A 12,802-nucleotide genomic window follows, 5' to 3' on the forward strand; every position below is an offset into this window, starting at 1 on the left:
AACAGGCGCCGCAGATTTAAAAGGACGGCGCCTGCCGCCGCCGCTTCCACTGACTCAGCCGCTGTTGCAGATTCAACGGGCTATGAATCTGCTGCTGCCGCGCTCGGCTGAACAGAATCAGCATCAGTTCCGCTGTCGCCAACGCGTCGGCACTGGCGTTATGCCGCTCGAAGACTTCCAGTTTGAACCAGTCAATCCACTCATCCAGCCCGGCCTCGCGAAAGTGCGCCTGAGGACAAAGCAGCGGCGCGATGTCTGCCACGTCCAGAAACGGATGCTGCAGCTTGTAGCCCAGATGTTCCTTCAGCGCGCGCCCGAGCATGTGCTGGTCGAACGGCGCATGAAAGGCCAGCACCGGACTGTCGCCGACAAACTCCATGAACTCGAGCAAGGCCTGCGCGGGGTCGCTGCCGGCGGCAATGGCGCTGGGGCCCAGCCCATGAATCAACACGCTGGGGCCGAGTTTGAGTTCGGTGCATTGCAGCGTACGTTCGAACTGCTGGCTGAAATCGATCGCCCCGTCCTCGATGACCACCGCGCCGATGGACAGCAGCCGGTCCTTGTTCAGGTTCAGCCCGGTGGTTTCCAGGTCCAGTACCACCCAGCGTTGCTCGCGCAGGCTGCAGTCGCGAAGCTCGGCAACGGCAGGCAAGCGCTCCAGACGGTGTTGCAGTTCGCCGGGCAAAACGGGACTGGCCGGGCGCAGCCATGAAAACAGGCTCATAGCTGATACCGCAGGGTCAGGCTGCTTTGCAGGCGTTGAGCCTGGCGCAGGGATTCACGCAGGATCCGTCGGTCCAGATGATTGAGGCTGTCGGGATCGACCCGGTTGGAGTAGGGCAAGTTCTCCCGGGTCTGTAGCTGATGTTGCTGCATGCGGGTTTGCTGGATGAAGTGATACGCCTCTTCATAGGCCGCGCCGTCCAGCTGTTCGATGACCTCTTTTTCCACCAATTGGCGAAAGCGCTCCAGGGTATTGTTGGCGTCGATGCCGTGGGCCAGGGCCAGCACTCGAGCACCGTCGACGAAGGGGGTCAGGCCCTGGAGTTTCAAGTCGAGGGTGGCTTTCTCGCCATTCTTGCGCGCCAGCACAAATTCGCGGAAACGCCCTACAGGCGGGCGATTGCGCAGGGCGTTCTCGGCCATCATGCGCTGGAACAACCGGTTGTCGCCGACCTGATCGAGAATGCCACGGCGCAACTGCTCACAGCCTCGCTCGTCGCCCCAGACCACGCGCAGATCGAAATAGATACTCGACCCCAGCAGGTTTTCCGGTGTCGCCTCGCGGATAAACGCCGCAAAGCGTCGTGCCCACTCGATCCGGGACAAACACAGCTCGGGGTTGCCGGCCATGATGTTGCCTTTGCACAAGGTAAAGCCGCACAGCGCCAGGCTCTGATTGACCTGCTGGGCGATGGGCAGCAACTTGCCGCGAATCTCGGCGGCGTGAGCCGCATCGCGAGCTTCGAACAGAATGCCGTTGTCCTGATCGGTGTGCAGCGTTTGTTCGCGGCGGCCTTCGCTGCCGAAGCACAGCCAACTGAACGGCACGCCGGGGTCGCCTTTCTCCGCGAGGGCCAGTTCGATCACCCGGCACACGGTGTGGTCGTTGAGCAGGGTGATGATGTGGGTGATCTGCGTCGAGGATGCGCCGTGGGCCAGCATCCGCTCCACCAATTGGCCGATCTCGCCGCGAATCGCCACCAGGTTTTCCACCCGCTGGGCACTGCGAATGGTCCGCGCCAGGTGCACCAGATCGACCCTTTGCAAGGAAAACAGGTCGCGTTCCGAGACCACGCCGCACAGGCGCTGATCCTTGACCAGACAGACGTGGGCGATGTGTCGCTCGGTCATGGCGATTGCTGCGTCGAAGGCGCTATGGTCCGGCGTCAGGAAAAACGGCGCCCGGGTCATGTGCCGTTCGATGGATTCATTGAAATCATTGGTGCCGTTGGCCACCACATGCCGCAAGTCGCGCAGGGTGAAAATGCCCAGCGGCGCCTTTTGCTCATTGACCACCACAATGCTGCCGACTTGCTGATCGTGCATCAGCGTCACGGCTTCACGTAGCGGGGTGATCGGGCTGCAAGTCACCGGGTGACGCATGGCCAGTTCGCCCAATCGGGTATTGAGCGAGTACTGGGTGCCGAGGGTTTCCACGGCTTTTTGCTGGACTTGCTGGTTGACCTGATCCAGCAAACTGCTGACACCACGCAGGGCAAAGTCGCGAAACGGGTTGGACAGTGCGAACAGTTTGATGAACGCCAGCTTGTTCAGCTGCAGGCAAAAGGTATCTTCGGCCGCCAGATGTTCGGTACGGGTTGCCCGCTCTCCCAGTAGCGCGGCGAGGGGGAAACATTCGCCGGTGGTGATTTCGAAGGTGGTTTCGGTCCCACCTTTGGCCGTGTGCGGACGTTCGCCGACAACCCGACCTTGTTTGACGATATAGAAATGCTCGATCGGGCCATCGGCGGGTTTGATGATGCTTTCGCCGGGGGCATAAAAACGCAGCTGACATTGCTCGACCAGATAGGCCAAGTGGGCGTTTTCCATCTGATTGAATGGCGGGAAACGCTGAAGGAATTGCAAAGTGCCCTGGATATTTTGCAATACCGCGGTTTTCCCTGCCTGGGTGAAGGCGTCCGCTTTACTCATAACCATTACCGCAGTCTTTTTCTGATTGTTGTGTCGGATCGTTGTGTCAGATCGTTCCAGGACATGGTCGACCCCTACGGGCAGGGTGCCCATTGGACGTAAGTCTAGGTAGGCAGTGAAGCGGCCAAAATATGGGAAGTGTCTGACACAACTGTGGGAAAAACCTCCTACAGTGTCTATTGGAATACTTTCCGACGAAGTGCACATTGAAGCTTTACTGAGCGATGTCTGACCACTGTGCCAGGGGATCCAATCGAAAACGTTGAGAAAGCCATGTCCGACCACGATATTTTGAGTGATGCCGAGCGCGAAGCGCTCAGTGCCGTCATGCTGGAACCAGACTTGCCGCCGCAGCGGGTGCTGGTCGTCGATGACGATAAGGACTCCAGGGATTTGCTGTCGGAAATTCTGGGACTGGACGGCATTCACTGCATGACGGCGGCCAGTGGTGAAACCGCACTCAAGATGCTGGAGGAGAAGCCATCGATCGGGTTGGTGATTACCGACCTGCGGATGGGGCACGTCGATGGCCTGGACTTGATCCGTCAGGTGCGGGAGTCGGCGCGTGCGGCGTTGCCGATCATCATCGTTTCCGGCGACGCCGACGTGAAGGATGCGATCGAAGCCATGCACTTGCACGTGGTGGACTTTCTGCTCAAGCCTATCGATAGCGGCAAACTGCTTGAATTGGTCAAGCATGAGCTGGGGATGGATGTGTGAATCGCTAAAAGATGATCGTTCCCATGCTCTGCGTGGGAACGATCAACATCCTGCTTCAAATGAAAAAGCCCTGATCTCTCGATCAGGGCTTTTTCATGTTTCGGCGTCAGCGTTTATTCAAAGGCCATTGGCAGCCTTGAACTCGCGACGACGACGGTGCAGCACCGGCTCGGTGTAGCCGTTCGGCTGTTTGGTGCCTTCGACCACCAGTTCGACCGCCGCCTGGAAGGCGATGTTGCTGTCGAAGTTCGGTGCCAGCGGACGGTACAGCGGGTCGTTGGCGTTCTGACGATCAACCACCGGTGCCATGCGCTTGAGGCTTTCCATCACCTGATCTTCAGTGACGATGCCGTGGCGCAGCCAGTTGGCGATGTGCTGGCTGGAAATACGCAGCGTCGCACGGTCTTCCATCAGGCCGACATCATTGATATCCGGCACTTTCGAACAACCCACGCCCTGGTCGATCCAGCGCACCACGTAGCCAAGAATGCCCTGAGCGTTGTTGTCCAGTTCGTTCTTGATCTGCTCCGTGGTCCAGTCTGGGTTGACGGCCAACGGGATGGTCAGGATGTCGTCCACCGAAGCGCGAGCACGTTTGGCCAGTTCGGCCTGGCGGGCGAACACGTCGACCTTGTGGTAATGCAGCGCGTGCAGCGCAGCCGCCGTCGGCGATGGAACCCAGGCAGTGTTGGCGCCGGCCATCGGGTGAGCGATTTTCTGTTCGAGCATCGCTGCCATCAGGTCCGGCATGGCCCACATGCCTTTACCGATCTGGGCACGACCTTGCAGGCCAGTGCTCAGGCCGATGTCGACGTTCCAGTTCTCGTAGGCGCTGATCCATTTTTCAGCCTTCATGTCGGCCTTGCGCACCATCGGGCCGGCTTCCATGGAGGTGTGGATTTCGTCGCCCGTGCGGTCGAGGAAGCCAGTGTTGATGAACACCACGCGTTCGGCGGCAGCCTTGATGCAGGCCTTGAGGTTGACCGTGGTACGGCGCTCCTCGTCCATGATCCCGACCTTGAGCGTGTTACGCGGCAAGTCGAGGACGTCTTCGATGCGACCGAACAGCTCGTTGGTGAACGCCGCTTCTTCCGGGCCGTGCATCTTTGGCTTCACGATATAGACCGAGCCAGTGCGGCTGTTCTTGCGCGAGCTATTGCCGTTGAGGCTGTGGATCGCCGCGAGGCACGTCACCAGGCCATCGAGGATACCTTCCGGCACTTCGTTGCCGTCTTTATCGAGGATCGCGTCGATGGTCATCAGGTGACCGACGTTGCGCACGAACAACAGCGAGCGACCGTGCAAGCTCAGTTCGCTGCCATCGAGAGCGGTATAAGTGCGGTCGGCGTTCATGGTGCGGGTAAAGGTCTGACCGCCCTTGGAGACTTCTTCCGACAGATCGCCCTTCATCAGGCCGAGCCAGTTGCGGTAGATCACCACTTTGTCATCGGCATCGACCGCGGCAACCGAGTCTTCGCAGTCCATGATGGTGGTCAGCGCGGCTTCCATCAGGATGTCTTTGACACCGGCCGCGTCGGTCTGGCCGACCGGGGTGCTGGCATCGATCTGGATCTCGAAGTGCAGGCCGTTGTTCTTCAGCAGGATTGCGGTCGGTGCAGCTGCGTCGCCTTGGAAACCGATTAGTTGGGCATCGTGGCGCAGGCCGGTATTACTGCCGCCCTTGAGGGCGACGACCAGTTTGCCATCAATGATTTTGTAGCCAGTGGAGTCGACGTGGGAGCCGGCAGCCAAGGGCGCGGCTTCGTCGAGGAAGGCGCGGGCGAAGGCGATGACCTTGTCGCCGCGAACCTTGTTGTAGCCTTTGCCTTTTTCCGCGCCATCCGCTTCGCTGATGGCGTCGGTGCCGTAGAGCGCGTCATACAGCGAACCCCAGCGGGCGTTCGAGGCATTGAGCGCGAAGCGCGCGTTCATCACCGGCACCACCAATTGTGGACCGGCCATGCGAGCAATTTCGTCATCGACGTTTTGTGTCGTAGCCTGGAAATCGGCCGCTTCTGGCAGCAGATAACCGATGTCTTGCAGGAAGGCTTTGTAGGCCACCGCATCGTGCGCAACACCTGCACGAGCCTGGTGCCAGGCATCGATGCGTGCCTGGAAATCATCGCGTTTGGCGAGTAGGGCTTTGTTCTTCGGCGCCAGGTCATGGATGACCTTGTCGGCGCCGGCCCAGAACGTGTCGGCGGTGAGGCCGGTACCGGGAATGGCTTCGTTGTTCACGAAGTCGAACAGGACTTTGGCGACCTGCAGGCCACCGACTTGAACGTGTTCAGTCATTGCTTGCCTCACTCTGCTCAGCTATTTCGCTTTTCAGCTCTTCAATTTAACAATGAAGCCTCTGGCCATTTAAACCACAAACCCCTCTACCAGTACATGCCATTGCTGGCGGCTGGGTTCGGTCCGATCAACGGCGTTGCGGCCTTGCTGACGGGGCTTTGAGGGTTGCGAGTGTGCCTGCGGCAGACATCGATCCAACGTTATGTAGTGCGCGCTGCGGCATACTACATGATGAATTGCGGTTGTGAAAATTAGACTAATTACGTCGTTCTGCGACCCCATGACGCATTGCAGTCACGGCGGGGCACGGGATGTTCTCAAAAAACTATTGAATTGTTCCAGTTAAATCTAAAAACTTGTACACGATTTGTGTTCGGCGGGTTTGTCGGCGGCGACTCCATCGCGGGCAAGCCCTCTCCGACAGGGGTATGCGCAATCTTGTAGGAGCGGGCTTGCCCGCGAAGAGGCCAGTCGATACGGCATCGAATTCGGACCTGCCACGGCGCCCGCCCCACCCTTGCCTATACTTGCCTTTCCATAACAAAAGTCATGACAAGAGGGCTGCGCCATGGACCATCTCGTACTCACGGTATTCGCCCCGGACAAGCCCGGACAGGTCGAGCGTATTGCCCAATGCATTGCCGAACATGGCGGCAACTGGCTGGAGAGCCGCATGTCGCGGATGGCCGGGCAGTTCGCCGGGATTCTTCGGGTGGGTGTGCCGGCCGAGGCTTACGATGAACTGGTAGACGCCCTGCAGGGACTGTCGACCCAAGGCATTCGCGTGATGATTGCCGAAAGCAGCATCGAGCAATCCTGCACCTGGAAGCCGATCGCCATGGAGCTGGTGGGCAATGATCGTCCGGGCATTGTGCGAGACATTACGCGTCTGTTAAGCGAGCAAGGGGTGAGCCTGGAGCGGCTGGTGACCGAAGTGCGTCCGGCACCGATGAGCAGCGAGCCGCTGTTCCATGCCGAGGCGATTCTCGCGGTGCCCCTGACGTTGTCTTTGGAGGTGCTGCAATCGCGCCTGGAAACCCTGGCGGACGATCTGATGGTCGAATTGGTGCTGCGCAGCGAACCTTGAGAAGGTTATCCAAGTTATACGTGCACCTGCCTGTGGATAACCTGTAGAGACAGCCCGCCAGGCCACGTCGGCCGGGGCTTTTCAGGATCTGATCAAAAAACCAGCAGTTTCAGTGACTTGCGCACAAACGCCGGGGATCACGCTGTGGATAACCTTGGGAAGGATGGATGCAGGCCACGGGAGACGTGGCCTGTAGAGGTTTGTATGTTTTCTGATCAGCTGCGGCGGCGCAGACTTATCCACGCATCGACGCTGTAAACCGCCAAACCTGCCCAGATGAAGATAAACGCCACCAGCGTGCTGGACGACAAGTGTTCGCCAAACAACAGAACGGCTTGCAACAGCACCAGCGTCGGCGCCAGGTACTGGAGAAATCCGAGGGTGGTGTAGGGCAAATGCCGGGCGGCGGCGTTGAAACACACCAGCGGCACCAGCGTCACTGGACCTGCCGCCACCAGCCACCAGGCTTCGGAGCTGGTCCAGAATGCGGCTTGCGCGCTGGTCGCCGCCGGGTTGAATAGCAGCCAGGCGACAGCAATCGGCACCAGCATCCAGGTTTCCACCACCAGCCCCGGCAGCGCCTTGACTGGCGCCTGCTTGCGGATCAGGCCATAGAAGCCGAAGGTCAATGCCAGCACCAGGGACACCCACGGCAGACTGCCGACTTGCCACACTTGTTGCGCGACACCGACCGCTGCCAGGCCAACCGCGATCCACTGCATGCGCCTTAGTCGTTCGCCGAGGATCAGCATCCCCAACAGCACGTTTACCAGCGGATTGATGTAGTAACCGAGGCTGGCTTCGAGCATGCGTCCATTGTTCACCGACCAGACATAGGTCAGCCAGTTGGCCGCGATCAGCGTTCCACTCAGGGCCAGGATCGCTAGCCGTCGCGGGTTCTCACGCAGCTCGCGTAACCAGCCAGGATGCTTCCAGACGAGCAGCAGCAAGGCGCCGAACAGCGCGGACCAAAGCACTCGGTGGATGATGATTTCCACGGCGGGCACGCTGGCGATGGCTTTGAAGTAGAGTGGGAATAGTCCCCAGATGATGTAGGCACTCAGGCCCAGGATGTACCCGCGACGCAGGTTGGCGGCTTGCATGAGAATCCTTGCTTAGGCAGCTAACAAAGAGGGGATTGTATAGATGTGTCATGACTTTTGTAGGAGCGAGGCTTGCCCGCGAAGAACCTTTACGCCGTTTGCCGGGTAGACCGCATCGATCTTTTCGCGGGCAAGCCTCGCTCCTACGGGGGGCGCGGTGCTTAGAAGAGTTTTAATGGCTCTTCATTCAACGCCGCCAATTGCTCCCGCAACGCCAGCACTTGATCGCCCCAATAGCGCTCGGTGCCGAACCACGGAAAGCTGCGGGGGAAGGCCGGGTCGTCCCAGCGGCGGGCGAGCCAGGCGCTGTAATGCATCAGGCGCAAGGCGCGCAGCGGTTCGATCAAGGCCAGCTCCCGCGGGTCGAAGTCGTGGAACTCACTGTAGCCATCCATCAATTCCGACAGCTGCCCCAGACATTCCTGACGGTTTCCCGCCAGCATCATCCAGATATCCTGCACCGCCGGGCCCATGCGGCAGTCGTCGAGGTCGACGATGTGGAACATTTCGTCGCGGCACATCATGTTGCCGGGGTGGCAATCGCCGTGCATGCGGATGTTCTGGTGTGGAGTGGCCTGGTAGACCTCTTCCACGCGCTTGAGCAAGTCGCGGGCCACGGATTCGTAGGCTGGCAACAGACTGCGGGGAATGAAATTGCCCTCGAGCAAAGTCGTCAGCGAGTCGTGCCCAAAATTCTTCACCCCCAACGCTTCACGGTGTTCGAACGGTCGGGTAGCGCCAACGGCATGCAGACGCCCCAGCAATTGGCCCAGTCGATACAGCTGATCAAGATTGCCCGGCTCCGGTGCGCGGCCGCCACGGCGGGGGAACAGGGTGAAACGGAATCCGGCGTGTTCGTGCAGGCTTTCATCGTTGTGGATCAGCGGCGCGACCACCGGTATATCGCACTCGGCGAGCTCGAAGGTGAATTGGTGCTCTTCGAGAATCGCTTCGTTGGTCCAGCGCTGCGGACGGTAAAACTTGGCGATCAGCGGCTCGGAGTCTTCGATGCCGACCTGATAGACACGGTTCTCGTAGCTGTTGAGCGCCAGAATGCGCGCGTCACTGAGAAATCCGATGCTTTCGACGGCATCGAGCACGAGGTCTGGGGTGAGGGTTTCAAACGGGTGGGCCATGCTGACTCCTGCGCGCGGCAGGCTGCCGCGTCCGGCCAAACATGGTAGCGCAGACGGGGCTTCTTTAGGGGATCGTTCCCATGGGATCGTTCCCACGCTCTGCGTGGGAATGCAGCCCGGGACGCTCTGCGTCCCAAAATCGGACGCGGAGCGTCCGGTGAGGCATTCCCACGCAGAGCGTGGGAACGATCATGGGGGGGCGTTTATCAGGCGCCGACGATCCCGCCATCCTCACGGGTAATTGCCATCACCGAAGACCGCGGCTTGCCATTGGGCAGATGCTCAGGGAACGTCGACCCGCCGTTTTCCCCCGGATGCTGAATCCCGACAAACAAGGTCTTCTGATCCGGCGAGAAGCTGATCCCCGTCACCTCACAGCCCACCGGCCCGACCATGAAACGACGGATCTCGCCGGTCACCGGGTCGGCACAGAGCATCTGGTTATTGCCCATGCCCGCGAAGTCGCCCGCGTTGCTCGAGTCGCCATCGGTGAGAATCCACAAGCGCCCGTCCTTGTCGAAGCCCAAGCCATCCGGGCTATTGAACATGTTCTGCGGGGTGATGTTCGACGAACCAGCCTTCGGCGTGCCAGCGTGGACGCCCGGGTTGCCGGCGACCACAAACAGGTCCCAGGCAAAGCTATTCGAGCCGTGATCGTCGCGGTCGGTGCGCCAGCGCAGGATTTGCCCGTAGACGTTCTTCGCGCGCGGGTTCGGGCCGCCCACCGGTTGGCCTTCTTCGCCGCGCTTGGCGTTGTTGGTCAGGGTGCAATAAACCTGGCCGTCCTTGGGGCTGACGACGATCCATTCCGGGCGGTCCATGCGCGTGGCGTTCACCACACTGGCGGCGAGGCGTGCATGAATCAGCACTTGGGCCTGATCGGCAAAACCGCTGCTGGCGTCGATGCCGTTCTTGCCGTGGGTCAGTTCGATCCACTGGCCCTGGCCTTTGGGGTGATCGGCATTGCCGTCGCCCGCGTCGAAACGCGCCACGTACAAGGTGCCGTGGTCCAGCAGATCGCGGTTGGCCTTGGGGTTTTTGTGGTTGATCTTGTCGCGGCTGACGAATTTATAGATGAACTCGCCGCGCTCGTCGTCGCCCATGTACACCACGGCGCGACCGTCGTTGGTTTCGGACAGGGCAGCGTTTTCATGTTTGAAACGGCCCAGCGCGGTGCGTTTGACCGGGGTCGACTGCGGGTCGAACGGGTCGATTTCCACCACCCAGCCGTGACGGTTGAGTTCGTTGGGGTTCTTCGCCAGGTCGAAGCGCGGGTCGTGTTGATGCCAGTTGATGTCTTTGCTGGCCGCCACGGCGCCGTAGCGTTTCTGCGCGGCGTCGAATTTTTGCTCGGCATTGCTGCTGCCGAAGCAGTCGGTGAAGTTCTCTTCGCAGGTCAGATACGTGCCCCACGGCGTTTTGCCGTTGGCGCAGTTCTGGAAGGTGCCGAGGACGTTCCTGCCGTGTTTGTCGGCGCTGGTTTTCATCAGCTCGTGACCGGCGGCCGGACCGCTCAAGCTGATCGGCGCGTTGCCGTGAATGCGGCGGTTGTAGCGAGAGCCCTGGACGAACTGCCACTGGCCATTCTTGCGCTGCACTTCGATCACCGACACGCCTTCGCAGGCCAGGGCCTTGCGCACTTCTTCTGCCGATTGCGGCATACCGCCGTGGGGGTAGAGGTAGCGGTAATTGGTGTATTCGTTGTTGATCGCCATCAGCGCCCGGTCTTTGTCACCGGGGAATTCGAACAGGCTCATGCCGTCGTTGTTGTCGCCGAACTGGACTTCCTGCGCCTGGGCCGTGCCGTTGCCGCTCGGGTCGAACGCCGGGCCATTCTTTTGCAGTGGTTGGCCCCAACTGATCAGCACCGAGGATTTGTATCCGGGCGGCAGGGTGATGGTGTCGGTCGTGGCGGCGGCGATGCTGTCAAAGCCCAACAGTTTGCTGGAGCCGGCGCTGACACTGGCGGCCAGCACGCTGCGACTCAGCAGGTTGCCACCGAGAAACATCGCCGCACCGCAGAGGGCGCCGGCGCTGATGAAGCCACGACGGCTGAGGCCGACCATCTTTTCGAGGTCGGTGGGTTGGTTGTCTTCTAATAGGCTCACATCAGGCTCCCTGCGGGTTTTTGCAGCCACCTTAATGACGATTGATGAAGCTTTTGTTGCAGTCGCTCCTACAGCGGTGTGCCGAGCAACACGTTGGACGGCGCGAACTGCACCCGCACCGGTTTACCAGCGCCAAGCCCGAGGGTTTTCAGGTGCAGCGGCTCGGCCAGGGCGCAAAGTGTCTGGCCATTGGGCAGGCCGATGCGCACTTCGCTGGGACCGTCTTCGGCGTCGAGGATTTCTTCGATCGTGCCCTTCAGGCAATTGTTGCCAGGCGTAGGAGTTTGATCGATGCCCAGCAGTTCCAGCCAACCGGCCTTGATCAGTGCGACCACCTCGGTGCCGGTTTCCAGTTCCAGGCGCAGGGTGCTGTCGTGAGTGATCTGCGCATCGATACGCAAGCCTTCGGCCAGTTCAAGACGGATCCGGTCGTTGCGCCCCTGTGCATCGATCGCCACGACCTTGCCGTGCAGTTGATTGCGCGCGCTGGTTCTGAGCATCAGGCGCCCAAGCAGGTCCAGGTCGCTGGCCTCTTCGGCGGCTTCCAGCACCTGGGCCTGCAAGGCCTGCAACTTTTGATACAGACGCAATACGCGTTCGCCCTCGCTGGACAGTCTGGCGCCACCGCCGCCCTTGCCACCGACGCTGCGCTCCACCAACGGTTTCTGCGCGAGGTTGTTCAGCTCGTCGATGGCGTCCCACGCGGCCTTGTAACTCAGGCCCGCGCTTTTTGCGGCGCGAGTGATCGAGCCCTGTTCGGCGATGTGTTGCAACAACGCGATGCGCTGCGGACGACGGACAATGTGCTGGGACAACAACGTAGGCAAGGACATGGCAAGACGCTTTGGGCTATGGCGATGGGGAGGACGTTGGCGGCTTGGCGTACGGGAGTCAAGTCAGGCCCCGTCGCCAGGTTTGGGGGTACGGGCCAGGCAGTAGACGTCGACCCGCGTCGCGCCCGCTGCCATCAACAGCCGGGCCAGCGCCTGGGCGGTGGCGCCGGTGGTCAGCACATCATCCACCAGTGCGAAGTGGCGGCCCTTGACCGAAGCCTCGGGCGCGAGGGCAAAGGCGTGGCGCAGGTTCTTTTTACGTGCGTCGGCATTCAGCGCTTGTTGTGCACTGGTGTCCTGAATCCTCAGCAGCAGCGTTTCATCGCAAGGGATCCCGAGGCTGACGCTCAGCCATCGGGCGAGCATCGCCGCTTGGTTGAAACCCCGCTGGCGCAGACGTTTGGAAGCCAGCGGTACCGGTATCAGCGCATAGGGCCGGTCCAGATCCTCATCGAAGCGATGTTGCAGGAATTGGGCAAGAAGTTCGGCGAGCAGGCGGCCAAACGGCCACTTGGCGCTGTGCTTGAAGCGGGTGATCAAACTGTCGACTGGAAAACTGTACGTCCAGGGCGCGGCAACTCGCTCGAAGGCGGGCGGTTGCTTCAGGCATTGGCCGCACGTCAGGCCCGTGGCGGGCAAGGGCAGGGCGCAGGTCTGGCAGTGCTCGCCCAGCCAGGGCAGGTCGGTTTCGCAGGCCATACAGATTGGCCGGGTATCTTCGGTCGCTTCACTGCAGAGTAAGCAGTGTTGATTATTGTTTAACCAGATGTAAACCTGTCCTACGTAACGTGGTTGACAGCGCATCGCTCTTCCTTAAATATGCCGAACATCCGTGTCGCGTCTGTGGGTATTCCATTCCCCAGTC

General features: G+C 60.5%; 10 protein-coding genes. 2 read left to right on the forward strand and 8 right to left on the reverse strand.

Annotated features, from left to right (window positions below; all coding sequences use genetic code 11):
- Window positions 1–16: 16 nt before the first annotated feature.
- Window positions 17–724: a 3'-5' exonuclease gene (locus HCU66_RS08645; RefSeq protein ID WP_205888083.1), complete on the reverse strand. Its 708-nt coding sequence runs from the start codon at window positions 722–724 to the stop codon at window positions 17–19.
- On the reverse strand, window positions 721–2,661 hold the full coding sequence (locus HCU66_RS08650) for a putative nucleotidyltransferase substrate binding domain-containing protein (RefSeq protein ID WP_205888084.1): 1,941 nt from the start codon (window positions 2,659–2,661) through the stop codon (window positions 721–723). Before HCU66_RS08650 ends, HCU66_RS08645 begins: the two co-directional genes overlap by 4 nt.
- Window positions 2,662–2,928: 267 nt before the next feature.
- Between HCU66_RS08650 and HCU66_RS08655 the strand changes: the two genes are divergently transcribed.
- On the forward strand, window positions 2,929–3,375 hold the full coding sequence (locus HCU66_RS08655) for a response regulator (protein WP_205888085.1): 447 nt from the start codon (window positions 2,929–2,931) through the stop codon (window positions 3,373–3,375).
- A gap of 117 nt (window positions 3,376–3,492) precedes the next feature.
- On the opposite strand, the gene HCU66_RS08660 is transcribed toward HCU66_RS08655, so the two are convergent.
- The gene (locus HCU66_RS08660) at window positions 3,493–5,670 is read right to left on the reverse strand and encodes a malate synthase G (RefSeq protein WP_205888086.1); all 2,178 of its coding nucleotides are present in this window, start codon (window positions 5,668–5,670) and stop codon (window positions 3,493–3,495) included.
- Window positions 5,671–6,238: 568 nt separating this feature from the next.
- Here HCU66_RS08660 and HCU66_RS08665 point away from each other — a divergent pair.
- The gene (locus tag HCU66_RS08665; protein WP_007936467.1) at window positions 6,239–6,757 is read left to right on the forward strand and encodes a glycine cleavage system transcriptional repressor; all 519 of its coding nucleotides are present in this window, start codon (window positions 6,239–6,241) and stop codon (window positions 6,755–6,757) included.
- A gap of 215 nt (window positions 6,758–6,972) precedes the next feature.
- Here HCU66_RS08665 and rarD read toward each other — a convergent pair whose 3' ends face one another.
- The 5 genes from rarD to HCU66_RS08690 all read right to left on the reverse strand — a co-directional run bounded on the left by rarD (window position 6,973) and on the right by HCU66_RS08690 (window position 12,741).
- Window positions 6,973–7,860: an EamA family transporter RarD gene (rarD, locus tag HCU66_RS08670; RefSeq protein WP_205888087.1), complete on the reverse strand. Its 888-nt coding sequence runs from the start codon at window positions 7,858–7,860 to the stop codon at window positions 6,973–6,975.
- 161 nt (window positions 7,861–8,021) lie between these two features.
- Entirely contained in the window at window positions 8,022–8,996 is a 975-nt protein-coding gene (locus tag HCU66_RS08675; protein ID WP_205888088.1) for a serine/threonine protein kinase, read from the reverse strand.
- Between the two features lie 206 nt (window positions 8,997–9,202).
- Entirely contained in the window at window positions 9,203–11,104 is a 1,902-nt protein-coding gene (locus HCU66_RS08680; RefSeq protein WP_205888089.1) for an alkaline phosphatase PhoX, read from the reverse strand.
- A 68-nt stretch (window positions 11,105–11,172) separates the two neighbouring features.
- Window positions 11,173–11,937, reverse strand: coding sequence for a TOBE domain-containing protein (locus HCU66_RS08685; RefSeq protein ID WP_205888090.1), 765 nt, complete (start codon window positions 11,935–11,937; stop codon window positions 11,173–11,175).
- Between the two features lie 63 nt (window positions 11,938–12,000).
- Window positions 12,001–12,741 (reverse strand): ComF family protein, encoded by a 741-nt coding sequence (locus HCU66_RS08690; protein ID WP_205888091.1) that lies wholly within the window; start codon window positions 12,739–12,741, stop codon window positions 12,001–12,003.
- Between the last annotated feature and the right edge of the window lie 61 nt (window positions 12,742–12,802).

The organism is Pseudomonas frederiksbergensis (assembly GCF_017114915.1).
Taxonomy (GTDB): Bacteria; Pseudomonadota; Gammaproteobacteria; order Pseudomonadales; family Pseudomonadaceae; genus Aquipseudomonas; species Aquipseudomonas frederiksbergensis_I.

Coding starts and splice junctions, on each gene's coding strand:
- HCU66_RS08665 (WP_007936467.1), top strand. CDS start 6,239: ATGGACCATCTCGTACTCACGGTATTCGCCCCGGACAAGCCCGGACAG.
- HCU66_RS08675 (WP_205888088.1), bottom strand. CDS start 8,996: ATGGCCCACCCGTTTGAAACCCTCACCCCAGACCTCGTGCTCGATGCC.
- rarD (WP_205888087.1), bottom strand. CDS start 7,860: ATGCAAGCCGCCAACCTGCGTCGCGGGTACATCCTGGGCCTGAGTGCC.
- HCU66_RS08690 (WP_205888091.1), bottom strand. CDS start 12,741: ATGCGCTGTCAACCACGTTACGTAGGACAGGTTTACATCTGGTTAAAC.
- HCU66_RS08650 (WP_205888084.1), bottom strand. CDS start 2,661: ATGGTTATGAGTAAAGCGGACGCCTTCACCCAGGCAGGGAAAACCGCG.
- HCU66_RS08655 (WP_205888085.1), top strand. CDS start 2,929: ATGTCCGACCACGATATTTTGAGTGATGCCGAGCGCGAAGCGCTCAGT.
- HCU66_RS08685 (WP_205888090.1), bottom strand. CDS start 11,937: ATGTCCTTGCCTACGTTGTTGTCCCAGCACATTGTCCGTCGTCCGCAG.
- HCU66_RS08660 (WP_205888086.1), bottom strand. CDS start 5,670: ATGACTGAACACGTTCAAGTCGGTGGCCTGCAGGTCGCCAAAGTCCTG.
- HCU66_RS08645 (WP_205888083.1), bottom strand. CDS start 724: ATGAGCCTGTTTTCATGGCTGCGCCCGGCCAGTCCCGTTTTGCCCGGC.